Annotated in this window: 27 protein-coding genes; 20 read left to right on the top strand and 7 right to left on the bottom strand. The window is 70.2% G+C overall.

What is annotated here, in order from left to right; all coding sequences use genetic code 11:
- Positions 1 to 83: 83 nt before the first annotated feature.
- The 18 genes from JIX56_RS18065 (at position 84) to JIX56_RS18150 (ending at position 14,202) form a co-directional block, all read left to right on the top strand.
- Positions 84 to 827 (top strand): MerR family transcriptional regulator, encoded by a 744-nt coding sequence (locus JIX56_RS18065; protein ID WP_257541978.1) that lies wholly within the window; start codon positions 84 to 86, stop codon positions 825 to 827.
- A 53-nt stretch (positions 828 to 880) separates the two neighbouring features.
- The gene (locus JIX56_RS18070) at positions 881 to 1,207 is read left to right on the top strand and encodes a gas vesicle protein GvpO (RefSeq protein WP_257541980.1); all 327 of its coding nucleotides are present in this window, start codon (positions 881 to 883) and stop codon (positions 1,205 to 1,207) included.
- A gap of 110 nt (positions 1,208 to 1,317) precedes the next feature.
- The gene (locus JIX56_RS18075) at positions 1,318 to 1,770 is read left to right on the top strand and encodes a gas vesicle structural protein GvpA (protein WP_257550942.1); all 453 of its coding nucleotides are present in this window, start codon (positions 1,318 to 1,320) and stop codon (positions 1,768 to 1,770) included.
- Positions 1,771 to 1,778: 8 nt separating this feature from the next.
- Complete coding sequence (locus JIX56_RS18080; protein ID WP_257541982.1) at positions 1,779 to 2,492, top strand: GvpL/GvpF family gas vesicle protein; 714 nt, start codon at positions 1,779 to 1,781, stop codon at positions 2,490 to 2,492.
- Positions 2,493 to 2,583: 91 nt separating this feature from the next.
- Entirely contained in the window at positions 2,584 to 2,844 is a 261-nt protein-coding gene (locus JIX56_RS18085; RefSeq protein WP_257541983.1) for a gas vesicle protein GvpG, read from the top strand.
- Positions 2,841 to 3,476, top strand: coding sequence for an ABC transporter substrate-binding protein (locus JIX56_RS18090; RefSeq protein WP_257541985.1), 636 nt, complete (start codon positions 2,841 to 2,843; stop codon positions 3,474 to 3,476). The genes JIX56_RS18085 and JIX56_RS18090 overlap by 4 nt, the downstream gene beginning before the upstream one ends.
- Entirely contained in the window at positions 3,469 to 4,590 is a 1,122-nt protein-coding gene (locus JIX56_RS18095; RefSeq protein ID WP_257541987.1) for an SRPBCC family protein, read from the top strand. Before JIX56_RS18090 ends, JIX56_RS18095 begins: the two co-directional genes overlap by 8 nt.
- On the top strand, positions 4,587 to 5,099 hold the full coding sequence (gene gvpJ / locus JIX56_RS18100; protein WP_257541989.1) for a gas vesicle protein GvpJ: 513 nt from the start codon (positions 4,587 to 4,589) through the stop codon (positions 5,097 to 5,099). Before JIX56_RS18095 ends, gvpJ begins: the two co-directional genes overlap by 4 nt.
- Positions 5,100 to 5,135: 36 nt before the next feature.
- Complete coding sequence (locus JIX56_RS18105; RefSeq protein WP_257541990.1) at positions 5,136 to 5,474, top strand: gas vesicle protein; 339 nt, start codon at positions 5,136 to 5,138, stop codon at positions 5,472 to 5,474.
- Positions 5,449 to 5,862, top strand: a complete 414-nt coding sequence (locus JIX56_RS18110) for a gas vesicle protein K (RefSeq protein WP_257541992.1) — start codon at positions 5,449 to 5,451, stop codon at positions 5,860 to 5,862. The genes JIX56_RS18105 and JIX56_RS18110 overlap by 26 nt, the downstream gene beginning before the upstream one ends.
- Before the next feature lie 102 nt (positions 5,863 to 5,964).
- Positions 5,965 to 6,414 carry a nucleoside deaminase gene (locus JIX56_RS18115; protein ID WP_257541994.1) on the top strand — a complete coding sequence of 150 codons (450 nt, stop codon included), beginning with the start codon at positions 5,965 to 5,967 and terminating at the stop codon, positions 6,412 to 6,414.
- A 4-nt stretch (positions 6,415 to 6,418) separates the two neighbouring features.
- Positions 6,419 to 7,429, top strand: coding sequence for an isopenicillin N synthase family dioxygenase (locus JIX56_RS18120; RefSeq protein ID WP_257541996.1), 1,011 nt, complete (start codon positions 6,419 to 6,421; stop codon positions 7,427 to 7,429).
- A gap of 175 nt (positions 7,430 to 7,604) precedes the next feature.
- Entirely contained in the window at positions 7,605 to 8,426 is an 822-nt protein-coding gene (locus tag JIX56_RS18125; protein ID WP_257541998.1) for a hypothetical protein, read from the top strand.
- A complete protein-coding gene (locus tag JIX56_RS18130) occupies positions 8,423 to 8,809 on the top strand; it encodes a GntR family transcriptional regulator (protein WP_257542000.1) in 387 nt (128 codons plus the stop codon). Before JIX56_RS18125 ends, JIX56_RS18130 begins: the two co-directional genes overlap by 4 nt.
- Positions 8,810 to 9,071: 262 nt before the next feature.
- Complete coding sequence (locus tag JIX56_RS18135; protein WP_257542002.1) at positions 9,072 to 9,896, top strand: C40 family peptidase; 825 nt, start codon at positions 9,072 to 9,074, stop codon at positions 9,894 to 9,896.
- A gap of 100 nt (positions 9,897 to 9,996) precedes the next feature.
- The gene (locus JIX56_RS18140; RefSeq protein ID WP_257542004.1) at positions 9,997 to 10,686 is read left to right on the top strand and encodes a hypothetical protein; all 690 of its coding nucleotides are present in this window, start codon (positions 9,997 to 9,999) and stop codon (positions 10,684 to 10,686) included.
- A gap of 214 nt (positions 10,687 to 10,900) precedes the next feature.
- Positions 10,901 to 12,022, top strand: coding sequence for an alpha/beta hydrolase (locus JIX56_RS18145; protein ID WP_257542006.1), 1,122 nt, complete (start codon positions 10,901 to 10,903; stop codon positions 12,020 to 12,022).
- The gene (locus JIX56_RS18150; RefSeq protein ID WP_257542008.1) at positions 12,019 to 14,202 is read left to right on the top strand and encodes a hypothetical protein; all 2,184 of its coding nucleotides are present in this window, start codon (positions 12,019 to 12,021) and stop codon (positions 14,200 to 14,202) included. The genes JIX56_RS18145 and JIX56_RS18150 overlap by 4 nt, the downstream gene beginning before the upstream one ends.
- Here the strand turns inward: JIX56_RS18150 and JIX56_RS18155 are convergent.
- Together JIX56_RS18155 and JIX56_RS18160 are read right to left on the bottom strand one after the other, a co-directional pair.
- The gene (locus JIX56_RS18155; RefSeq protein WP_257542009.1) at positions 14,172 to 14,600 is read right to left on the bottom strand and encodes a DUF7848 domain-containing protein; all 429 of its coding nucleotides are present in this window, start codon (positions 14,598 to 14,600) and stop codon (positions 14,172 to 14,174) included. The genes JIX56_RS18150 and JIX56_RS18155 overlap by 31 nt on opposite strands.
- Entirely contained in the window at positions 14,597 to 14,806 is a 210-nt protein-coding gene (locus JIX56_RS18160) for a hypothetical protein (RefSeq protein WP_257542011.1), read from the bottom strand. The genes JIX56_RS18155 and JIX56_RS18160 overlap by 4 nt, the downstream gene beginning before the upstream one ends.
- Positions 14,807 to 14,927: 121 nt before the next feature.
- On the opposite strand from JIX56_RS18160, the gene JIX56_RS18165 reads away from it, so the two are divergent.
- Both JIX56_RS18165 and JIX56_RS18170 read left to right on the top strand, forming a co-directional pair.
- Positions 14,928 to 15,884: a helix-turn-helix domain-containing protein gene (locus tag JIX56_RS18165; RefSeq protein WP_257550944.1), complete on the top strand. Its 957-nt coding sequence runs from the start codon at positions 14,928 to 14,930 to the stop codon at positions 15,882 to 15,884.
- Positions 15,826 to 15,954, top strand: coding sequence for a DUF397 domain-containing protein (locus JIX56_RS18170; RefSeq protein WP_257550946.1), 129 nt, complete (start codon positions 15,826 to 15,828; stop codon positions 15,952 to 15,954). Before JIX56_RS18165 ends, JIX56_RS18170 begins: the two co-directional genes overlap by 59 nt.
- 65 nt (positions 15,955 to 16,019) lie before the next feature.
- Here the strand turns inward: JIX56_RS18170 and JIX56_RS18175 are convergent, their stop codons facing one another.
- The 5 genes from JIX56_RS18175 to JIX56_RS18195 all read right to left on the bottom strand — a co-directional run bounded on the left by JIX56_RS18175 (position 16,020) and on the right by JIX56_RS18195 (position 21,486).
- On the bottom strand, positions 16,020 to 17,090 hold the full coding sequence (locus JIX56_RS18175; protein WP_257542013.1) for a CU044_5270 family protein: 1,071 nt from the start codon (positions 17,088 to 17,090) through the stop codon (positions 16,020 to 16,022).
- A complete protein-coding gene (locus JIX56_RS18180; RefSeq protein ID WP_443031837.1) occupies positions 17,087 to 17,728 on the bottom strand; it encodes an RNA polymerase sigma factor in 642 nt (213 codons plus the stop codon). The genes JIX56_RS18175 and JIX56_RS18180 overlap by 4 nt, the downstream gene beginning before the upstream one ends.
- Before the next feature lie 138 nt (positions 17,729 to 17,866).
- The gene (ccsB, locus tag JIX56_RS18185; protein ID WP_257542015.1) at positions 17,867 to 18,985 is read right to left on the bottom strand and encodes a c-type cytochrome biogenesis protein CcsB; all 1,119 of its coding nucleotides are present in this window, start codon (positions 18,983 to 18,985) and stop codon (positions 17,867 to 17,869) included.
- Complete coding sequence (gene resB, locus JIX56_RS18190) at positions 18,982 to 20,745, bottom strand: cytochrome c biogenesis protein ResB (RefSeq protein ID WP_257542017.1); 1,764 nt, start codon at positions 20,743 to 20,745, stop codon at positions 18,982 to 18,984. The genes ccsB and resB overlap by 4 nt, the downstream gene beginning before the upstream one ends.
- Before the next feature lie 3 nt (positions 20,746 to 20,748).
- On the bottom strand, positions 20,749 to 21,486 hold the full coding sequence (locus tag JIX56_RS18195; protein WP_257550949.1) for a cytochrome c biogenesis CcdA family protein: 738 nt from the start codon (positions 21,484 to 21,486) through the stop codon (positions 20,749 to 20,751).
- Positions 21,487 to 21,540: the final 54 nt, after the last annotated feature.

The following is a 21,540-nucleotide window of genomic DNA, read 5'->3' on the forward strand; positions in this document are numbered from 1 at the left end:
GCCGTCCCTGTGCCGTCCCTGTGTCCCCGGTCACATGGGGACGCTCCTCCCCCACTCCTCGAACCGCCCTAACCTTCAACCCGATGTCCCGACCCGAACAACCCGCGACCGCCGCCCGCCTGCGCCCCGTCGACCTCGCCCGGCTCTCCGGTGTGTCCACCCAGCAGATCCGCAACTACGAGGAGGCGGGCGTCCTGCCGCCCGTCCCGCGCACCGCCTCCGGGTACCGGGTCTTCGGGGACGCGCACCGCCGGGCACTGCTGACGTACCGGGCGCTGTCGAAGGGGTACGGGGCGGTGGCGGCGACGCGGATCATGCGGACCGTGCACGAGGGGGACGTACCCGGGGCGCTGGCCCTGGTGGACGCGGAGCACGCGGCGCTGCACGCGGAGCGGGTGTCGCTGCGGGCGACGAACGAGGCGCTTCGGACGCTGGCCGGGGAGCCACCCGAGGACGACGTCCCCGACACCGACCTGCTGATCGGCGAGGTCGCCGCGCTGCTCGGCGTCCGCACGTCCACGCTCCGCGTCTGGGAGGCGGCCGGTCTCCTCTCCCCCCACCGCGAGCCCGGCACCGGCTACCGGCACTACACGCCCGAAGAAGTACGCGATGCCCGCTTCATCCTCGCCCTCCGCCGCAACCACTACCTCCTCGACCACATCCGCCCCGTCCTCGAAGCCCTCCGCCGCGAAGGCACCACCGAAGCCCTCCACGCGGCGATCACCACCCGCCACACCGCCCTGACCGCCCGCACCGCGGCGATGCTGGAGGGCGCGGGTCACCTGCACACGTATCTGAGGTCTCTCGACGGCTTGACGCCCGCCTGAGTGGCATATGCCGCGCCGGGGGTCGATGATGGACAAAGGGTAAGAAGGTGATGATGACGAACGGCCGCGAGTCCGAGAAGAGCCGTTCCTCGTCGCGGCAGTCGGCCGCCGAGGACCGGGTCTCCGCGCCTGAGGCCATGCGGAGCGCGATCGAGCAGCTCAGCCAGCTGCTGGGCCGCGCTCCCGAGTCTGTTTCCGAGCTGAAGCCGACCGACGAGGGCTGGGAGGCCCAGGTCGAGGTCATGGAGCTGGAGCGCATCCCGCAGACGACCAGTGTGATGGCGGCCTACCGGGTCGCTCTGGATCCCGCGGGCAACCTGCTGGCGTACGAACGAGGACGCCGGTACACGCGCGCACAGGTCGACCGGGGCACCCGCTGAGCCGCCGAAGCCGCGGCAGGTACGGCTGCCGTTGAGGCACAGCTGCCGCCGGCGCCACGGCTCGACCCCCGTCGTACGGCTTCCCGCACCGGAAGGAAGAGATCGTGACTGTGGTGCCGCAGGGCGAGGGCGGCGCCGTAGCCGCCCGTGGCGGCGGCTCGGGGAACCTCTACGACGTGCTGGAACTCGTCCTCGACCGGGGTCTGGTCATCGACGCGTTCGTACGGGTCTCCCTGGTCGGCATCGAGATCCTGAAGATCGACGCCCGGGTGGTCGTGGCCAGCGTCGACACGTATCTGCGGTTCGCGGAGGCGTGCAACCGGCTGGACCTGGAGTCGGGCCGCAAGGCCCCCTCCCAGCTGACGGACATCGTCGGGAACACCGTCGAGTCGGGTGCCCGGGGCAAGAGCAAAGGGGCGCTCACGGGCGCGGTCCAAGCCGTCACCGAGTCGCTCCAGAAGGGGCGCGGGGACGACGAGGACCGCGAGTCCGGGCGTGAGAGGGAGCGCGTGCGCTCCGAGCGGGGCGCGAGCCGCCGTTCCTCCAGAGAACGTGAGGAGTGAGCGAGCCGATGTCCGTGTACGTCTACGCGATCACCAAGGCGGCGCATCCGCTGGGCCTGGACGACGTCAAGGGCGTCGGTGAGGAGCCCGCCGAACTGCACGCGGTCAGCGGCGGCGGTCTGAGCGCCGTCGTCAGCGAGAGCCCCGAGGACCTGTCGGTCAGCCGCCGGGACGTCGAGGCGCACCACGAGGTCCAGGAACGGCTGTGGGCCGACGGCGCGATCCTCCCGATGAGCTTCGGGTTCGTGGCCCAGGACGAGGCCTCCGTGGAGGCGCTGCTCCAGGAGCAGGCCGAGGCGTTCTCCCGGCGCCTCGACGAGCTCACCGGCCGCTCGGAGTTCAACGTCAAGGGCGTCCACGACGAGGACGCCCTCCTGCGCACCATCCTGACGGAGTCCTCGCGGGCCCGTGAGCTGAACGAGGCGATCCGCGAGGGCGGCGGCACGTACGAGGACCGTCTCGCTCTCGGCGAGCTGGTGGCGCAGGAGGTACAGGCCCGGGAGCAGGCGCTGGGCGAGGAGGTCCTCGCCGCGCTGCGGCCGTACGCGCTGGACGAGCGGCTCTCCCCGGCGTCCCAGCAGTACTTCGTGAACGCGTCCCTCCTGGTGGACGCCGAACGGTCCGACGAGTTCACCGAAGCCGGCGGCGAGCTGGCCGAGGCCCTGGGAGAGGGGGTGGAGCTGCGGTTGCGCGGCCCGCTGCCGCCGTACAGCTTCGTATGACCGTTCACTTCCTACGACCGTTCGGTTCGCACGACCGTTCGGTTCGCGGCCGTTCGGTTCGTACGGCCGTTCAGCCTGAGGAGGCGGTGTGGTGGGACTGGTCGGGACCATTCTGACGTTGCCGTTCGCCCCCGTGCGGGGCGTCGGGTGGGTGGTCGACAAGGTGAGACAGGCCGCGGAGGACGAGTACTACGACCCGGCCCCCGTCCAGGAGGAGCTGGTGAACCTGGAGCGGGCGCGGACCGAGGGACGCGTCGACGAGGAGGCGTTCGCGCGGCGCGAGGAGGAGTTGCTGCACCGGCTGGAGGAGATCAGCGCCTACCGGCTTCGGCAGAGGGAGACAGAGTCATGAACAACGCCACGATGGGCGCGGCCGTCCTGGGCGGTTATCTGCTGGGGCGGACGAAGAAGGGCAAGCTCGCCCTCAGCCTCGGCGCGCTGCTGGCCGGATCCCGGGTCAGGCCCGGGGACCTCGGCAAGGCGCTCGACTCCCCGTTCATCGGCAATATCACCCGGCAGGTGCGCACCGAGCTGACGGACGCGAGCAAGGCGGCGGCGACCTCCGTACTGACGGCGAAGGCCGACAGCCTGGCCGAAACCCTCCACGAACGCACCGCGGGCCTGCGCGAGCGGGCCGAGGGGACCGGCGAGCAGGACCGGGCCGAGGACGAGGACGAGGACAAGGCACCGGCCGAAGAGGACGATGAGCCCGAAGAGGCTGAAGAGGACGAAGAGGCTGAAGAGGACGAACAGGGCGACGACGTCGAAGAGGACGAGGAGAAGGAGCCGGCCGGAGAGGGCCGGACGGGCCGGGCCGCGAGGGCCGGCGAAGGGGGCTCGGCGCGGCGGGGCGGCGGACGCTCGACGGCCCCGCGGGGCGGGTCGGCGGCCCGCAAGAGCGAACCGCGTCCGAAGAAGAGGGCCGCCGCCGACCGCCCCAGGAGCGGCACCGGCTCACGGTCGAGGAGGCAGGACGATGGCTGAGGGCAGGACGGCGAAAGGCGGCTCGGCGGGTGCCGGCACCCTCAGCAGGACGCGCGAGGAGGCCGGTCCGCCCGCGGGCACGACCCGGCTGAAGGAAGAGCTGGAGGAGTACATCGAGGCCCGGCTGTCGCTGATGCTCCAGGGCGTGGGCCATGGGCTCGGCGAGGGTGCGCGCAAGCTGGGCGACATGAGCGCGGGAACGCTGACGTCGACCGCGTCCCATGCCAAGGACGCGCTGGCCGACAAGGCGAAGGGCGTCACGGGCAAGGCGAAGGACGTCGTCACCGATAAGGCCAAGGACGTCACCGAGAAGGCGAAGGACGCCGTCGGCAAGGGGCACGGCAAGGAGCCGCCGGGCGGCAGCGGCAAGGGGCACACCATCATCGAGGACATCGACGTGGGTGTGCCGGTGCGCGAGGCGTACGACCAGTGGACGCAGTTCCAGGACTTCGAACGGTTCGCCAAGGGTGTGGTCGATGTCGAGCAGGAGGACGAGGTCACCACCAAGTGGCACGTCAAGGTCGCCAAGTCGAACCGTCGCTGGCGTGGCACCATCACGGAGCAGGTGCCCGACGAGCGCATCGCCTGGACGACCGAGGGCGACAAGGCCACGACCAGGGGCGTCGTCACGTTCCACCCGCTCGCGGAGAACCTCACCAAGGTGCTGCTGGTTCTCGAGTACTTCCCGAAGGGACTTTTCGAGAAGGCGGGAGGCCTGGTTCAGGGCCGCCGCACCCGCCTCGACCTCAAGCTCTACCGCACCTTCGTCATGACGCACGGCGAGGCCACCGGGGGCTGGCGCGGGGAGATCCGCGACGCCGAGGTCCAGGAACCGGAGGCGGCCGACGAGGAGCGGGACGAGGGCGAAGAAGAGAAAGCGGAAGCGGAAGCGGACCAAGAAGAGCCCGAGGACCGGTACGAAGACGACGACGAAGACGACGACACGGACGCGGCGGACGAGTACGACGAGGACGAGGCCACAGACGAGGACGACGAGGACGACGAGGACGACGGCTCCGAGCGGGACGATCGGGAGGAGGAAGCGGACGAAGACGAAGACGAAGACGAGGACGAGGACGAAGGGCGGAAGGAAACGAGGTCGAGTGAGCCGTGACCCAGCCCGACTCCTCCCTCCCTTCGCCGTCGCCGCCGTCGCGGAGCCCCTATCCGTACAACCAGGGCTCCAGCGCGAACCTCGCCGACATCCTTGAACGCGTCCTCGACAAGGGCATCGTCATCGTCGGCGACATCAAGATCAACCTGCTCGACATCGAGCTGCTCACCATCAAACTGCGCCTCCTGGTCGCCTCGGTCGACAAGGCCAAGGAGATGGGCATCGACTGGTGGGAGCACGACCCCGCCCTCTCCTCCCGCGCGTCCGGCTCCGCCGGCCGACGGAGCCTCGCCGACGAGAACGAGCGTCTCCGCGCCGAGGTGAAGGAACTACGCCAACGCGTCGCGGAGCCCCCACCGCAGCTCGCCCCGAGCGAACCGACCGAGCGCCGCCGCCCCCGCGCCACCGAGCGGAAGCCCCGCGAGGAGAGCCGTACGGCAGAGCCCCGACGCAAACGCCGTAAGGCCGTGACCGACGAGGGCGACGAGGACGACCAGGACCGGGGCTGACGACAAGGACCGGAGCTGAGGAAGGACCCGCCGACCATGAGCGCGTACGGCGCGTACGACGACGGCTACGACGACTACGACCGCCCGATCAGCGGGCCGCAGGTAGCGCTGATCGACCTGCTCGACCGGCTCCTGCGCGGCGGCGTCGTCCTCACCGGCGACCTCGTCCTGAGCATCGCGGACATCGACCTGGTGCGGGTCTCGCTGCGCGCGGTGATAGTCGCCGTCCGCGAGGAGATGGACAAGCAGTGGTCGATAGCGGCACCCGAGCCCGGACACGACGGACAGGCCGGCCGGCGGGCCCCCGCCCTCCCCGAGCCCGAGCGGACGTACGCGGAAGGGGGCGGCCATGGTGACACCGCCGCCCCTGCCTGACGGCCCGCCCGCCGACCGGCTCCGCGAGGTGTCCGAGGCCGCGAACCGCGCGTTCTCGCTGCTGCCGGCACGGCCCGACGACGTCGCCCCGCCGCCCGCCGGCCGGGGCGGAGCCGTGGCGCGCCGGCTGCGCACCGACCCCGACACGGTGGAGCGGGATCTCGTCCGCCTCGTCCTCACCATCGTCGAACTCCTCCGCCAGTTGATGGAACGCCAGGCCCTCCACCGCGTCGACCAGGGCAACCTCACCGAGGAACAGGAAGAACGCCTCGGCATGACCCTGATGGTCCTCCACGACCGGATGACCGAGCTCTGCGACCACTACGGTCTCACCCTGGACGACCTCAACCTCGACCTCGGCCCCTTGGGCACCCTCCTCCCGCCCTGACCAGCGTCGCCGTACCGCTCTGTCCCGGAGTGTCCAGGATCGACCCTGTCTCGACCACAGTCGGTAACCCGGCTGTTTCAAGGGCAGAGTGAGGTCATGGTCATGGATCAGGCACAAGCTCGCGGATGGCTCGCCACCGCCGTCGAGGAGGCCCGGGCCGGGCTGGCCGAGGGCGGCATCCCCATCGGCGCCGCGCTCTACGGCCCCGACGGCGCCCTCCTCGGGCGTGGCCACAACCGCCGTGTGCAGGACGGCGACCCGTCCATGCACGCCGAGACGGCCGCGTTCCGTGCGGCGGGGCGGCAGCGGACGTATCGCGGTACGACGATGGTGACGACGCTGTCGCCGTGCTGGTACTGCTCTGGTCTGGTACGGCAGTTCGGCATCTCCCGGGTGGTGGTCGGGGAGGCCGTCACCTTCCACGGCGGGCACGACTGGCTCGCCGAACACGGCGTGGAGATCGTCGTACTGGACGACCCGGAGTGCGTGTCCCTGATGCGCGACTTCATCAAGCACCACCCCGCTCTATGGAACGAGGACATCGGTGAGTGAGCCCATGACGACACCCGCGACCCCCGCCACCCCCGGCGCCCTCGGTGCCCCCGGCGGCCCCCGCATCCCCACCATCGACCTGCGCCCCTGGCGCGACGGCGACCCCGAGGCCCGCGCCGCCATCGCCCGTACCGTCGACGAGGCCCTCCAGACCGCCGGCTTCCTCCTCGTCACCGGCCACGGTGTCGAACCGGCCCTCCGCACCCGCGTCCGGGAGGCCGCGCGCACCTTCTTCAGGCTGCCCGTCGAGGCCAAGCAGGCGTACGAGGTGAAGGTCGGCGGGCGCGGATGGCTCGGGCCGGGGGCCGAGGCGAACGGGTATGCGGAGGGTACGGAGACACCGCCGGACCTCAAGGAGTCGCTGACGTTCGCGACGCACGAGCCCTTCGACGACCCGGCCGTGAACGCGGAGTGGTACCAACCAAACGTTTGGCCGACCGAGGTCCCGGAGCTGCGGGCGCTCTGCGAGGAGTACCTGGCGCGGATGGGCGAGCTGGAGCACCTGCTCCTCTCCCTCCTCGGCGAGGCCCTCGGCCTCGAACCGGACTTCTTCTCCCGGCACATGAGCCACCCCACCTACGGCTTCAACATCAACTGGTATCCGGGTACGGAGGTCATCGGCGACCCGGCGCCGGGTCAGTTCCGCATCGGCCCGCACACCGACTTCGGCACGGTCACGATCCTGGACCGGCAGGCCGGCAAGGGCGGGCTCCAGGTGTACACGGACGAGGGCGGCTGGGAGGACGCCCCCTACGACCCCGACGCCTTCACCATCAACATCGGTGACCTGATGGCCCGTTGGACCGGGGACCGCTGGCGCTCCGGCCGCCACCGCGTGCTGCCGCCCCCGGCCGACGAGCCCGCCGAGGAGCTGATGTCGCTGGTCTACTTCGGCGAGTGCACCCCGGGCACGGTCGTCGAGTCCGTCCCCGCGCCGGTCGGCCGGGTGGCGTACCCGCCGGTGGACTCCCACGTGTACCTGCGGGCGCAGCTGGACTCGATCACCGTCGACTGACGATGCCCCCGTCCCCCTCGTCAGCCCTCGTCACTTTCGTCGCACCCCGGGGAACCCCCTCGCGCGGAAAGCCGTCTCACCTTGTATCACCTTGTATCGAGCGTTTGACACAAGATCCGGGCCACGGCATCTTGTACTCACCGCTTGATACAAGATGATCCGGGGGGACCTCCGCATGCTCGACACCGCCTCACCGGCGTCCAGACTCCTCGACCACGCCGACCACTACGCCCGCTGGTCCGGTCTGGCCATCGGCCTCGTCGTCGCACAGGCGCTGTCCACCCTGGGGGACGTCGAGTTCGAGCAGCGCGTCGTGTTCTGCATCACGGCCTTCGGCCTGTGCGCGGTGGCCGGTGTCCTGCTCGCCGACGCCCTGACCCTGCGCCCCCAGGACGCGGTACGCACCGCGAGCCTCGCCCCGCGCCTGGTCAGGGACCATGTACCACCGCACCTGGGCCCCCTGATCGCCCTCCAGGGGGTCTCCCTCGTCGCCCTGCTGGTGATCACGGCCGCCACGGCCTCCGTCGACCCCGACCGCATCTTCAGCACGGGGAAGGTCCTCACCATCACCTGCAACGGGATGCGCGCGACCACCGGCCCCTGGCCCGGCCTGTACTACAGCCTCCCGATGTTCGGCGCGCTCGCCATAGCCACCCCCACCTGTGTCTGGGCCCTGCGCCGCATCGCCCACGGCCCGGGCGAGGAACAGCAGCGCCGCGACCGCGCGTGGGCGGTCACCGGGGCCTGGGGCCTGCTGGTGTCGAGCCAGCAGCTGTACGCCGTGCTGATGGTCTCCGTCTCGCTGACGGAGACGGGCTGCGCCGGCGTGCTGGGCGCCCTCACCTTCTGGGTGTTCTACCCCCTGGCCCTGCTGAACCTGTTCACCGTCGTCTGGTCCCTGGTCACCGTGGTGGCACCCCGCGCGGTCGAGGACGAAGCGGCCGAGGACGAAGCGGCCGAGGACGATGCGGCCGAGGACGGAGTCCGGCGACGATGAGTGACCCCGCCGTCCGCGTCGACACCACCAGCCAGGTTCCGCCGTACGAGCAGATCCGCTCGCAGCTCGCCGCGCTGATCGTCACCGGCCGGCTGGCCGAGGGCGAGCGGCTGCCGACCGTGCGCCAGCTGGCCACGGACCTCGGTCTGGCGCCGGGCACCGTCGCCCGCGCCTACCGCGAGCTGGAGGCCGCCGAGCTGATCCGCACCCGCCGTGGCGCGGGCACCCGGGTCGCGGCGCCCCCGGCCGGCCCGACCCGCCCCTACAACGCCCAACTGGCCACACTCGCCCGGGACTTCACATCCTCGGCCCGCGCACTGGGCGCCGACACCGACGCCATCCTGACCGCCGTCCGCGACGCGCTGGGCCCGGACCCTTCCTGAGCGGACGCAGCTCCCAGCTGTCGAGAGGCTCCCAGAGACAGTGATCAGGAGCGTCGCACGTCCCGCTCCCGCGAGATCGGCTGTCACGAGATCGGCCGCACATCCCGGACATTGTCGAGGTCACGTCACTGCCTGATGCGGCTTCCACACAACGCTGGGCAGGAGCAGTGATCGTTGCCATCGTGATGACCCGTCGGGGGCCACAGGCGGCACCCGATGAACGACAAGCACTCCAAGCCCTGGTTGGCCCACTGGGCTCGGCGTGCCACAACAACGGGAAATCACGGGGAAATCATGTCTTTTCGCAGCCGACTCTCACGCCGCGAAGGAGACCGGCTACGGGCCCGAGCCCGAGGCCGACAGCAAGCTCGTCACCCAGGTCGGCGAGCTGTCGACCATGGCCACGGCCACCATCTCGCGCGACACGATGATCAACCGGGCCCGTACCTGGCTCACGGCCAACAACGGAAGCCCGGTCCCCTACAGCATGGAACGCACCTGGAAGGACGGCTACCGCCAGGACTGCTCCGGCTTCGTCTCCATGGCGCTCGGACTGGGGAGGCCCGGCCTGAACACCGTCGGGCTGGCCGACTCGCGAAGCGGCGCCACCACGCGGCTCAGCAGCGTGAGTCAGCTCAAGAAGGGTGACCTGCTGATCGACTACCGCACCGATGACGGCGATTTCCGTCACGTAGTGATCTTCGAGAAGTGGGCCAACGCGTCGCACAACGCCTACTGGGGGTACGAACAGCGCAACAGGTACGGCACGACCCACCGGCAGCTCAGCTACCGGATCGGCAGTGACAACTACGACCCCTTCCGCCCGGTCAACCTGGGTGACGGCGGTGGCGGCGGGCAGCTCCCGTCCCCGGGTGTCTCCTGGCCGATCCTCCAGAGCGGTTCCAGGGGTGCGGACGTGCGGTCCGCCCAGCAGCTGCTGGCCGCGCAGGGCTACACGGTCGGGACCGACGGCATCTTCGGCCCGAACACCCGCTCCGCGGTGATCCAGTTCCAGAAGTCCCGGTCCCTGTCCGCCGACGGCATCATCGGCCCGAACACCTGGCGCGCCCTGCTCGGCACCCGCTGACGCGAGCGGTCCAGTCCCGTGTGGGGCGCGGTTGTCCGCACAGATGTCAAGGTGGGCCCGACCGGAGCCGCACCCACACCAGCACGAGGGAGCACGTCGGATGAGCAGTGCACTGACCATGAGGGTCTTCCGGGAAGGACTCCGCGCCGTCGATCCCATCGGCGTTCCGGTGCCGGTCAAGGACGTGGTCGAGTTCTCCGACGGATCGGGACCGCCCCGGGTGGTCGCGTACGTGGAGCGCGAGCTGCCGCCGGGCGGCATACCCGCATACCTCGCGGCCCGCGGCAGCGGCGCTCGCTCCTTCGTCCTGTGGGCCGACAAGCACCGCCGGGAGCGGGTGGCCACCTTGGTGACCCTGTCGGCCACCGGCGGTGTCGCGACGTTTCAGGTGCTCGGCGCGCACGGCGAGCTCATCGGCACGCTCGTGCGCGAGAAGGCGCTCCGTGGCAGGGGCCTGCGCACCCGCTGGACCGTGACGCAGGCCGGCGGCCCCGAGGCGGTGGGCTTCAAGGGCCGGATCGTCTGGTGGTGGATGTGGTGGCTGTTGTTGCCCCTGCAGGTGCTGGTCATCGTGTTGGCCGTCTTCGACGGCATCCCCGGCAATGAGGGCGTGGGCGGGCGCGGCCCCCGGCGCATCGTGTGGCGCGCGGGTGGGCGGGTCCCGCTGGAGTTCAGATCCAGCGGCGACAAGCTGCATGTGCACGCACCGGGGTCGGACTGGCGACTCGGGGCCGCGCTGGTGGTCCTGCTGCGCGCCTTCGGCCCCAACGCGTGGGACAAGAAGAAGTAGAACCTCTGGGACGCCCTGCCCCTCCCCGCCGCGCACCACACCCTCACCAAACCCCAACTCCCTTGCCACACAAGGACGTTGACACCGGCAATCACCCACCTCACCATCTGAGTCCCGGCTTTCACCAAGCCACCGCAGTGCCGTCGACACCGCAGAGCACCGCACACCACGGCCGGTGTCTCCAGACGCACAACGCCGATGTCGGAGAGGTCAGTTGAAGAGTCGCGACGCCGAGAACGACGCCAACAACGACGCCGGAGGCGCGTTACGCGCCGTCACCGCCGCGCTCGTCAGCCTCGTCGCCCTGTGGGGGCTGCTGGGGCCGGCCGCGCCCGCCGCGTACGCCGCGAGCGCGCCACCGCGCCTCGCGGACGGCTTCGGTCTCACCGTGGTACGCCAGCCGCAGTGGGCGGACGACGACGAGCGCACGTTCTTCTTCAGCCTGAGGTCCGAACAGGTCCCGGTCTACGCCGCGATGGAGGGCCAGATCCCGGACGAGCACGTCGTCATGGTCACGCTCCCGGCCGGCTACGGCGACGACGCCACCCGCTACCCCGTGCTGTACAACCTGCACGGCGCCGGCGACCTGCCGAACGCCATGCGGAACAAGGTCATCCCCGAGCGGGCGACCGAGGGCGTGCCGCTGATCACGGTGACACCGAACGGCGGCGGCAAGGGCTGGTACACGAACTGGCTGAACCCCGGCGAGCTCGGCCCCCAGAACTGGCGGTCCTTCCACCTCGACGAACTGATCCCGTTCGTCGACGCCAATCTGAGGACCGTGGCGACCAGAGAGGGCCGGTCGATCGCCGGCCACTCGATGGGCGGCCTCGGCGCGTTCCACTACGCCGAGACCCGGCCGGAGCTGTTCAGCTACGTCGGCAGCTTCTCCGGCACCCTCGACCTCCACGACTCGGCCCTGCGCGCCGCCGTCGTCGGCAGTGGGGTGATCGCGGCGTACGGTACGCCGCTCAACGGGCCCGACGCGGTCTTCGGACCCCCCGTGTGGCCGCTCGACGGCGGCTGGAACGCGGCGAGCGCCGCGCAGAACGTCGCACCGCTGCGCGGCATGGGCGTCGCGATGTACGCCGGGAACGGTGGTGACCTGACGGTCGACCCGGCCCTGTCCCTGGCGGAGAAGGTCGACCGGCAGTCGGCCGTGACGACCGCGGCCCACCTACGGGCGGCGGGCATCCCGTACCGCTTCGCCGACTACGGCGACGGCACCGGGTGGGGCGAGGGCTGCAACGGCAAGCACAACCAGGATCCGTGCCTCCAGGCGGACATGGACGACTTCGTGAAGCTGATCGCGAAGCGGCCGGTCACGAGTCGATGACCCCGCACGAGGGACAGGCGTCCAACAGGGCCGACGGGAACAACGTGGGCGGTTCGGTGGCCCAGTTCAACAACGCCAGGGACGTCTACATCGACAGCACCCGTCCCTCGCCTCCCCGAACGCCCCTGGACGACGCGGCGGACAAACTCGCGACAGCGCTTCGCAAGCAGTGGCAGCACGAGGAGGACCGACGGAAGGTACCGAATCCGGGCCCGTTGACGATCCGCTGGGACCTGGCCCCCGACGCCCTCACGGATCACGCGGAGAACATCTGGGGCGTACCGGCAGAAGCCGTCCCCGACCCGTTGCCGCTGGCCGGTGAGCTGAGCCAGATCCTGGACGTCTATGAGCGGATACCGTCCGGACGGCTGGCGGTGCTGGGTCGTTCGGGATCGGGAAAGTCGGTCCTGGCCATGCGGTTCGCGCTGGAAATGCTGGGGCCGCCCGGCACCTCCGTCGGCGTCGTCCCGGTCATCTTCGGCCTCGGATCGTGGGACCCCGTGACGCCCCTGCGCGACTGGCTCGTCGGCGCACTGGAGCGCGACCACTCCGGCCTGCGGGCAGCCACACCCGACGGCCCGACTCTGGCCGCCGCATTGGTCGACGGCCGGCGCGTCCTGCCCGTGCTGGACGGGTTCGACGAGATCGCCGGCCACCTGCACGGTCCGGCGCTGAAGGCGCTCAGCAGCGACCTCGGACCGCTGCTGCTGACCAGCCGCCCCCTCGAATACGCCGCGGCCGTGACGGAGGCCGGCGCCCTGACCTCCACCGCGGGAATCCAACTCCAAGACCTCCGTCTGAAGGATCTGGAGGCATACCTGCCGCGTACCGCCCGCAAGAAGCCCTCCGGCGAACCCGGCGGCGGCCCTGACGGCAAGCCCCTGGGCACCATCGCCCCCACTCCCTGGACCCCCGTCCTGCGGACCCTGCGTGAGAACCCCGACGCCCCGGCCGCCGCCCGGCTCGCCGCCGTACTGACGACTCCCCTGATGGTCATGCTCGCCCGCACCGTCTACGGCAAGGAGACGAACCGCGATCCGCAGGATCTGCTGGACGCCGACCGGTTCAGCACCCCGGAGGCTCTCGAGGACCACCTCCTGGACGAGTTCGTCCCGACGGTCTACCAGGACGCGCCCGGCGTCCAGCGCTGGCTCGGCTACCTCGCCCGACTCGGCACGGACGACCTCGCCTGGTGGAAGCTGGGCAGTTCCCTCGGCCGCTCGTCGCGCGCGTGGGTGATCGGGCTCGCGGCCGGGCTGGTCGTGGGGCTCGCGGACGCCCTGGCCGCCGGGTTCATGTTCGCCGTGATCTTGCACACTCACAGCCCCGTGGAGGCGGTCTGGATCGGGCTGCTGAACGGAACGGCCTTCGGATCCGCGTCCGGACTTGTCTTCGGGCTCGTGTACAGGTTCAGACACGGGGACAAGGCGTGCGAACCGTCCCGCCAGAGCATCCGCATCCTCAGCCGCACGAGGGACGACCGAGAGAGGAGGACGCTCCGGTCCGTCGTCGCCAAGCCGTCGCTGGGTCTGGCGGGCGGTTTCGTCTTCGGTTTCCTGTCATGGCCCCTGGCCATGCTTCTGCTCGGGGCCAACGAGGGGTTCGAGTACGGCGGCTTCATGAACTATGTGGAGTCCGGACTGTGGGCAGGCTTCAACGCCGGGATCCTGTACGGCGTCTCGGCCGCGCTGGTGTTCACGCTCATGACCTGGTTCGAGGCCCTCGTCAGGATCGAAACCGCCGTCAGCCCCTCCGCCCTGTTGAGCATCAACCGCGCGAACGTGCTCTTCCAGTTGCTGGTGTGCGTGCTCCTCTGCGGCACCCTCGGCGGCATCCTGTACGAGCTCGAATGGTTCCGGGTCGCCGACTGGTTCGTGTACGTGGTGGTCGGCGGCCTGGGCGTCGGACTCGCCTACGGCCTCGGTCTCACCGCCTGGGGCCACTGGCTCGTCCTGTGCCGCGTCTGGCTGCCGCTGACCGGACGCCTGCCCTGGCGCCCGAGCGCCTTCCTCCGCGACGCCCACGACCGAGGCGTACTGCGCCAGTCCGGCGCGTACTACCAGTTCCGCCACGCCCGGCTCCGAGACCGTCTGGCCCGTCAAGGGCGCTACGAAGGGCCGCCCGGAGCCGGTGCGCGGTCGGCGGACGATCACGACCCGGCCGGCTCCATCACCGCGTAGTCCGCGAAGTTCCGGCGGTACCGGGTGTGCCGCGTCTCCTGCATGTGCTTGCGCTGCCACTCCTCCACGGCCTCCGGATCACTCCGTACGCCCGACTCCGCGCCGCACTCTGTCTCGTCACCGGACACACACCGCGCCTCGTACTCCGGCTCCGCCGTCGCGTCCTGCGCGATGACGTACGGCACGTACCGGAACACCCGACGCGTACGGGCAGCCCCGACGGCGTGTTCGCGCCGCTGATGATGACGCAGCAGCACGTTCGCGTCGGTCTCCGCGCTGCGGTCGTAACGGGCCCGCGCCTCGTCCCGTCGTACGACCAGTTCGGCGCACGTCACACAACCGGGCGCCGGAACGGGTGGGCGCCCAAGTCCGACCTCATCTCGCTGACGCAACGTCACACCCTCCTCTTCGTACGGTGGTTGGCCGCCTTCACCTGCGCCCCGATCCGCTCCGCCGGAGTAGCCGGCCGCAACGTCTCCGGGTCCGCCTCCCACTCCCGGCCACCACCCACCGGGCGCAACACCGCGTACGGCCCGACTTTGTCCCGGTACTCGCCCACGCGCCGCGTCCGCGGATCGTAGACAAGCTGTCCCTCTGGTTCCACGCGCACTCCACAGCCCTGTTCGTAACTCTGGGTGTATATAGCGTCGCCGAAGGGAACGGTCGCAATCAACGCGAAACGTGTGGCACTGGGCTTTGCCACCGGGGAGAACGAGGGGGACGTTGTGTCCAGGCGGAACTCGGAAGGGGCTAGCGGAGCCAGTAGCGCGGCGTTGTTCGGAGAGGTGCTGCGGCACTACCGCGAGGCGGCGCTGTTGACGCAGGGGTCGCTGGCGAGGGAGATCCCGTGCGACCGGTCGCAGGTGGCGAAGATCGAGGCGGGCACGAGGGTCCCGAGCGAGCAGTTCGCGAAGCGGGCCGATGAAGTGCTGGATACGGGTGGGGTGTTGACCCGGATGTGGGTCAAGATCGACTGGTATCCGGACGTCCAGCATCCCGACTGGTTCGAACGCAGGGTCGAGATGGACGCGGTAGCCGTTGGGCTGAGGGAGTACCAAGAGCAGGTCATCCCGGGCCTGTTGCAGACACCGGCCTACGCGCACGCGCTGTTCTCCCAGGTCTCGACTGGTGACGAGGTGGACGAACGCGTCCGAGCCAGGATGAGCCGCCAGCCGCGTTTCCTGGCCGACGGCGGTCCGCTGTATGTCGCGGTCCTGGACGAGAGCTGCCTGCGCAACGCGGTCGGGAACCCGGAGGTCATGCGTGACCAGTGCGCGCATCTGCTCAGCGTCGGACAACGGCCCAACATCCGCATCCAGGTGGTCCCGGCTGATCTCTATGGACTCGTCCGCCCCAAGGTCTCCATGTCGCTGATCGACCTGCCCGGCGAGCGGTGGGTCTACTCGGAATCGCAGCACAGCGGCCACTTCAACAACGATCCGGCGGCCTACACCCGCGACAGCCAGACCTATGATGTGCTCAGGGCCGACATCCCGTCAGCCCGCGAGTCCGCCGCCCTGATCAGCGACGTGATGGAGGGGTACGAGCGTCATGGACAGGTACGAGCTGAGCGCGACGATCTGGGTCAAGAGCAGCTACAGCGGCAACGACGGCGGCAACTGCATCGAAGTAGCCCCCGGTTTCCCCGGACTCGTCCCGGTCCGCGACAGCAAGAACCCTGAAGGCCCCGTACTGCTCATCAACCGTTCCGCCTGGCAGCGCTTCATCGAAGAGCTAGGTCGCCGCCTTTAGGGGCGCGGGGAACTGCGCGAGCAACCACACCCCACCCGCACCCGCCCGACACCCCCAGCGGAGCGCTACGGCAGTTGTCCCGTCCGGTCGACCACCCCCCGTTCGAGGATGGCGACGGAGGAGACGAGGTCCCCGGCCTCGAGGACCTCGCAGTCGTCGTCCGGGGTGTCGAGGTTGACCGCGTTCTGGGCCAGGAAGGCCAACGTCCGCCCGTCGAAGAGCAGTTCGTGGCGCGTGCGGTCCTGGCCGAAGTCACGGGGGAATGTCCCGTCCATGCCGATGGAGACCCCTGTGCGGCCCACCGCGTCCTCGGTGCCCTCGTACACGGTGAGTCCGGGGATTCGCGCGAGGGCCAGATAGAGCGCGACTTCGACCTTCGGCGGCAGGAGCTGACCCGTGAGGAGTGCGGAGGCCTTCTCGAAAGCGTCCCGGTCGGCGGTCTTCTCGCCGGACGGCTGCTCGGCGGACTTCAGCCCGTACAGGTAGCGGTACATCTCCCCGGCGTCGGTGGGCAGTTCGTCCTCCGCCTCCCGGTAGAAGTTGACGTTGTTCTTCGCGCGCAGCTGCTTGGCGACGGACCGCTCCACCACCTTGCCGTTGTCCTTGTGCTCCCGCGACAGCCCGACGTGCTGTCCGTCGACGGACCACCAGGTCTCGCGTACGCCGAAGAAGTGCCCTTCGTCGGTCGACGCGCAGGTGGTCCTCGACCTCTCGGGGTCCACCTTCCAGTGGTAGTCCTCCCGCTCGGTGTAGACGAACTGGTCGTCCCTGATCGCGGGCAGCGTCCGCCGGCCGGCGGCCTCCGCGATCCGCTCGAGGAGCTTGGCCGCGCTCTCGTCGCTCGGTGCCACCCCGCGCCGCCCGGTCGCGGTGTCCACGCCGGGGCGCGGCGGCGCGGCGGCGTTCTGGGTGAACGTGGCGCCGACGACCACGGCGGCGGTCAGGGTGGCGGCCACGGCGGGGGCGACGAAGGCGGGACGGCGCCAGAGACGCCGCGCGGGCCGTACCGGCGGACGGGTGCCGTGGGCGGCCTCGGCACCGTCACCGGTCTCGATCTCACGCATCAGGTGCTCCCTCAGGGCTTGGTGACGGCCCGGCGGAAGGTCCCTGTCGTGGGGGGACGGGATGTCGTTCACTGCTTCCCCTCCTGGATGGGCCCGGCCACGGGGGTGTGGCCGCCCTTTGTCTGTCCGCGGCCGCCGTCGGGTTCCCGGTCGCCCAACCGCGCGGCCAGCTTCGCGCGGGCCCGGGAGAGGCGGGAGCGTACGGTGCCGACGGGGATGCCGAGCGCCTCGGCGGCGGCCGCGTAGTCGAGGCCGCCCCACGCGCACAGGGCGAGCACCTCGCGCTCGGGACGGCGCAGCCCGTCCACCGCCGTGCGGACGGCCCGCAGATAGGCCTGGTCGTCGAGGTGCCCGGCGACCTCGTCGGCGAAGTCCCGCACGGACTCGGGCCTCGGCAGCCGCGCGACGGCGGCGGCGTGCCGCCGGCCGGCGCGGCGGGTGTTGCGGGCCACGTTGGTCGCGATGCCGAGCAGCCACGGGCGCGGCGAACCGCCCTCCGCGTCCAGCCGCCCGCGCAGCCGCCACGCCTCCAGGAAGGTCAGCGACACGATGTCCTCGGCCGTCGACCAGTCCCCCGTCAGCCGGAAGGCATGGTTGTAGACGGACCGCGCGTACGCGTCGAAGACCTCCCCGAAGGCGCCCGCGTCCCCGTCTCTGATCCGCGCGCGCACCTCACGCCGGTCCCCCGTGTCCCCGTCATTCGTCTCCACGTCCTCCCCCTGTCCGCACGCCGAAGGCCGGTTCCCGTGACCCACGTCACAGAGAACCGGCCTCGGGTGTACGGAAGCTGTACGGGAGCGGTTGTCCAGGAGCCGTTGTCCGGGAGCCGCTGTCCGTGAGCCGGACCGTCAGACTCCGACGGACTGCAGCACGGCCAGACTCACATCCGCGTAGGAGTGCTTGCCGGAGACGAGGATGTTCACGCCGTAGTAGTTCCACAGCCAGCACACGAACGCGGCGAGCGCGATGTACGCGGCCTTGCGGCCCTTCCAGCCGGCCGTGGCACGGGCGTGCAGGTAGGCGGCGTAGAAGACCCACGTGATGAACGACCAGGTCTCCTTGGGGTCCCAGCCCCAGTAGCGGCCCCACGCGTCGCCCGCCCAGATGGCGCCCGCGATGATCGTGAACGTCCACAGCGGGAAGACGGCGGCGTTCACGCGGTACGAGAACTTGTCGAGGGAGGCCGAGGAGGGCAGCCGCTCCAGGACAGAAGTGGCGAACCGGCCGGGCCTGCCGCCGCTCGCGAGCTTGCTCTCGTACGAGTCCTTGAACAGGTACATGATCGTGCCGACCGCGCCCACGTAGAAGACCGCGCCGCAGAAGATCGCGGTGGAGACGTGGATGTACAGCCAGTACGAGTGGAGGGCGGGAACCAACTGGTCGCTGGCGGTGTACAAGACAGTGACGGCTAGACCGAGATCGAGGAGGACCGTCGTGATGAGGGGGAGCCCGAGCCAGCGCACGTTCTTCTTCAGCGCGAGCAGCGCGAGGTACACGCCGACGGCCACGGTGGAGAAGGTGATGTTGAACTCGTACATGTTGCCCCACGGCGCCCGCTGCACCGACAGCGCCCGCGCGAGCACCCCGCCGAACTCGACGAGGAAGGCGACCACGGTGAGGGACACGGCGATACGGCCGTAGAGGTCGCCCTGCTCGTCCCCGCCATGGGCGCCGGGCCCGTCCGGCACGTCCCGCGCACCGACGGCGGCCCGCACAACCACCTTCGGCCGCTCCAGCACGGTGGTCCCACCGGCCGTCTTCACGGTCACGGAGGGCCCGTCCGCCTTCTCGGCCCCCTTCGTCTCGGCGGTCAGCGCGGCCGCCGTACGGCCCACCTTGCTCCGGCTGCCGAACAGCCATTCAGCGATGTACGCGAAGAAGGCCAGGGTGTACACGGCCATCGCGGAGTAGATCAGCGTATTGCTGACATTCGCGAGGTTCTCGTTTGTGGCGGCGGCGAGAGTCACTTCTCAGGCCTTTCGGCAGGTACGACTTGGGGGTCGGTGGTGGGGGTAGGGGCGGGGTTCTTGGGGTCGGGCTCTGGCTCTGGCTCTGGCTCAGCAACAGTCGGGGCCTCGGCGTGCACGGCGGCAGCCAAGTCGCCCAGTTCCTCCGGCACCTTCGCCGACTCACTGCGCCCCAGCCCCGCCATCTCCACGACAGTGACCCCGTCGGAGCCGACCGTCGCCCGCACCCACACCCGGCGCCGCTGGATGAACAGCGACCCGGCAAGCCCACCGATCGCGGCGATCGCCCCGGCGAGGGCCCACCCACTGCCCGGCTGCTGCGTGACCTGGAACCCGGCCCACTCCTTGACCCCGTCGAAGGTGATCGTGCCCGCACCGTTCGGCAGCGTCACGGAGTCGCCGATCTTCAGGTTCGCCCGCATCTGCTTGCCCTCGGAGTCCTTGAACCCCTTCAGCTTCGACTTGTCGAGCTGGTACACGCTCTGCGGGATCCCCCCGTTGACCCGGAGATCACCGTGGTAGGGCGTCAGGTTCAGCCGGGGGTTCAGCAGCGCGGGGAACTGCGAGACCACAGCGGTGTTCGCACCGCCGTACGTCGGAAGGAAGAAGGCCTGGATACCGAGCTGCTCCCACTTGCCCTGGGCGTCGCGGTACCCGTCCATGACCTTGATCGCACCGGTGGAGGTGACATTGGCGTCCAACGGCAGCAGCGGCACGGCGTCGTTGAAGACGACCTCGCCCCTGCCGTCCTTGATGGTGATGACGGGGGCGTACCCGTGGCTGACGAGATAGACCTTCGAGTCGTCGATCTCCAGCGGCTTGTTGACCTCGACCTTGGTCGACTTCTCCTCGCCGTCGGCGCCGACGGCGTAGTCGACGGAGGCCTCGTAGATCCGCGGGGTGCCCTTGTTCGGTCCGCTGGTCTCGTACGTGCCCCGGAAGTTCTTGAGGTCGAAGCTGAACGGGTTGAGGTCCTCGGCGGTGAAGAGGTTCCCGGACTTGAAGTCGTCGTACTGCGTGAGGGTGTTGGCGAAACCGTCGCCCTCGACGATCAGCTTGTTGCCCTCGGACCGGTAGAGCTGGCCCCAGGCGAAGGCGATGAGCATCACGATCAGCGCGATGTGGAAGGCGAGGTTGCCCGCCTCCCGCAGATAGCCCTTCTCGGCGGCGACCGCGTCCCCGGCGAGGTGCGCGCGGAACCGGCGCTTCTTCAGCGCCTTCAGCGCGGCCTCGCGCACCTGCTCGGGCGCGGCCTCCGTGCGCCACGTCGCGTACGCGGGCAGCCGGGTCAGCCGCTTGGGTGCCCCCGGCGGCCGGCCGCGCAGCTGCCCGACGAACTGCCAGGTGCGGGGCACGATGCAGCCGATGAGCGAGACGAAGAGAAGGATGTAGATCGCCGAGAACCACACCGAGCTGTAGACGTGGAACAGCCCGAGCTTCTCGTAGATCGGCCCGAGGGTGTCGTACCGCTTCATGAAGTCGGCGACCCGCGTCGCGTCCTGCCCCGACTGCGGGATCAGCGAGCCGGGGATCGCCGCGAGCGACAGCATGAAGAGCAGCAGCAGCGCGACCCGCATGGACGTCAGCTGCCGCCAGAACCAGCGGGCCCAGCCGATCACCCCGAGCGAGGGCAGATTCGGCGCGTCCTCCTTCGGCGCCGTGGAGAGCTGCGAACCGGCGGCACCGAGATCGGTGTCATCGGTGGCGGCGCTTCCGCGCCCGGCCGTGTTCTCGCGGTTGCCGGAGTCGGTCGTCGTCATGGCTCAGATCCCAGGGGTGAAGCCGGAGGACCAGACCTGCATCTCCTGAATGATGCGGTCCCAGGCGCCGGTCAGCATCAGCAGTCCGATCGTGATCATCATGCCGCCGCCGATGCGCAGCACCCACGCGTAGTGCCGCTTGACCCAGGCGAAGGCGCCGAGCGCCTTGCGGAAGGCCACCGCGGCGAGCACGAAGGGCAGGCCCAGGCCCAGACAGTACGCCACCATCAGCAGGGCCCCGCGACCGGCGCTGGCCTCCGAAAGCGCGAGGGCGTTGACCGAGGCGAGGGTCGGGCCGATGCAGGGCACCCAGCCGATACCGAAGAGCGCGCCGAGTATCGGGGCGCCCACCAGCCCGGTGGTCGGTTTGGTGTGGAAGCGGAACTCCCGCTGGGTGAACCAGGGCATCAGCCCCATGAAGAACAGACCCATGGCGATCATGAGCGCGCCGAGCACCTTGGTCAGCACCGCCTGGTGCTCCAGGAGGTTCCGGCCGAAGTACCCGAAGAGCGCGCCGCTGGAGACGAACACCACGGTGAACCCGAGCACGAACAGCCCGGCCCCGGCCGCCATCCGCCCCTTGCGGGCGTCGGCCAGATCGGTGCCGCCGACTCCGGTGACGTACGACAGATAGCCCGGCACGAGCGGCAGGACGCACGGCGAGAAGAAGGAGACGAGCCCTCCGAGGACGGCGACCGGCAGGGCGAGGAGCAGCGCCCCGCTGAAGACGGTCTCGTTCATCTCGGCGGCGGTCGTGGTCAGCGCGGTGGTCGTGGCCAGATCAGCGGTCGTGGT

It is taken from the genome of Streptomyces sp. CA-210063 (genome assembly GCF_024612015.1).
In the GTDB taxonomy this organism is placed as follows: domain Bacteria; phylum Actinomycetota; class Actinomycetes; order Streptomycetales; family Streptomycetaceae; genus Streptomyces.

Coding starts and splice junctions, on each gene's coding strand:
- JIX56_RS18115 (WP_257541994.1), top strand. CDS start 5,965: ATGGATCAGGCACAAGCTCGCGGATGGCTCGCCACCGCCGTCGAGGAG.
- JIX56_RS18065 (WP_257541978.1), top strand. CDS start 84: ATGTCCCGACCCGAACAACCCGCGACCGCCGCCCGCCTGCGCCCCGTC.
- JIX56_RS18130 (WP_257542000.1), top strand. CDS start 8,423: ATGAGTGACCCCGCCGTCCGCGTCGACACCACCAGCCAGGTTCCGCCG.
- JIX56_RS18070 (WP_257541980.1), top strand. CDS start 881: ATGACGAACGGCCGCGAGTCCGAGAAGAGCCGTTCCTCGTCGCGGCAG.
- JIX56_RS18120 (WP_257541996.1), top strand. CDS start 6,419: ATGACGACACCCGCGACCCCCGCCACCCCCGGCGCCCTCGGTGCCCCC.
- JIX56_RS18105 (WP_257541990.1), top strand. CDS start 5,136: ATGAGCGCGTACGGCGCGTACGACGACGGCTACGACGACTACGACCGC.
- JIX56_RS18110 (WP_257541992.1), top strand. CDS start 5,449: ATGGTGACACCGCCGCCCCTGCCTGACGGCCCGCCCGCCGACCGGCTC.
- JIX56_RS18150 (WP_257542008.1), top strand. CDS start 12,019: ATGACCCCGCACGAGGGACAGGCGTCCAACAGGGCCGACGGGAACAAC.
- JIX56_RS18140 (WP_257542004.1), top strand. CDS start 9,997: ATGAGCAGTGCACTGACCATGAGGGTCTTCCGGGAAGGACTCCGCGCC.
- JIX56_RS18125 (WP_257541998.1), top strand. CDS start 7,605: ATGCTCGACACCGCCTCACCGGCGTCCAGACTCCTCGACCACGCCGAC.
- JIX56_RS18195 (WP_257550949.1), bottom strand. CDS start 21,486: ATGAACGAGACCGTCTTCAGCGGGGCGCTGCTCCTCGCCCTGCCGGTC.
- resB (WP_257542017.1), bottom strand. CDS start 20,745: ATGACGACGACCGACTCCGGCAACCGCGAGAACACGGCCGGGCGCGGA.
- JIX56_RS18095 (WP_257541987.1), top strand. CDS start 3,469: ATGGCTGAGGGCAGGACGGCGAAAGGCGGCTCGGCGGGTGCCGGCACC.
- JIX56_RS18080 (WP_257541982.1), top strand. CDS start 1,779: ATGTCCGTGTACGTCTACGCGATCACCAAGGCGGCGCATCCGCTGGGC.
- JIX56_RS18090 (WP_257541985.1), top strand. CDS start 2,841: ATGAACAACGCCACGATGGGCGCGGCCGTCCTGGGCGGTTATCTGCTG.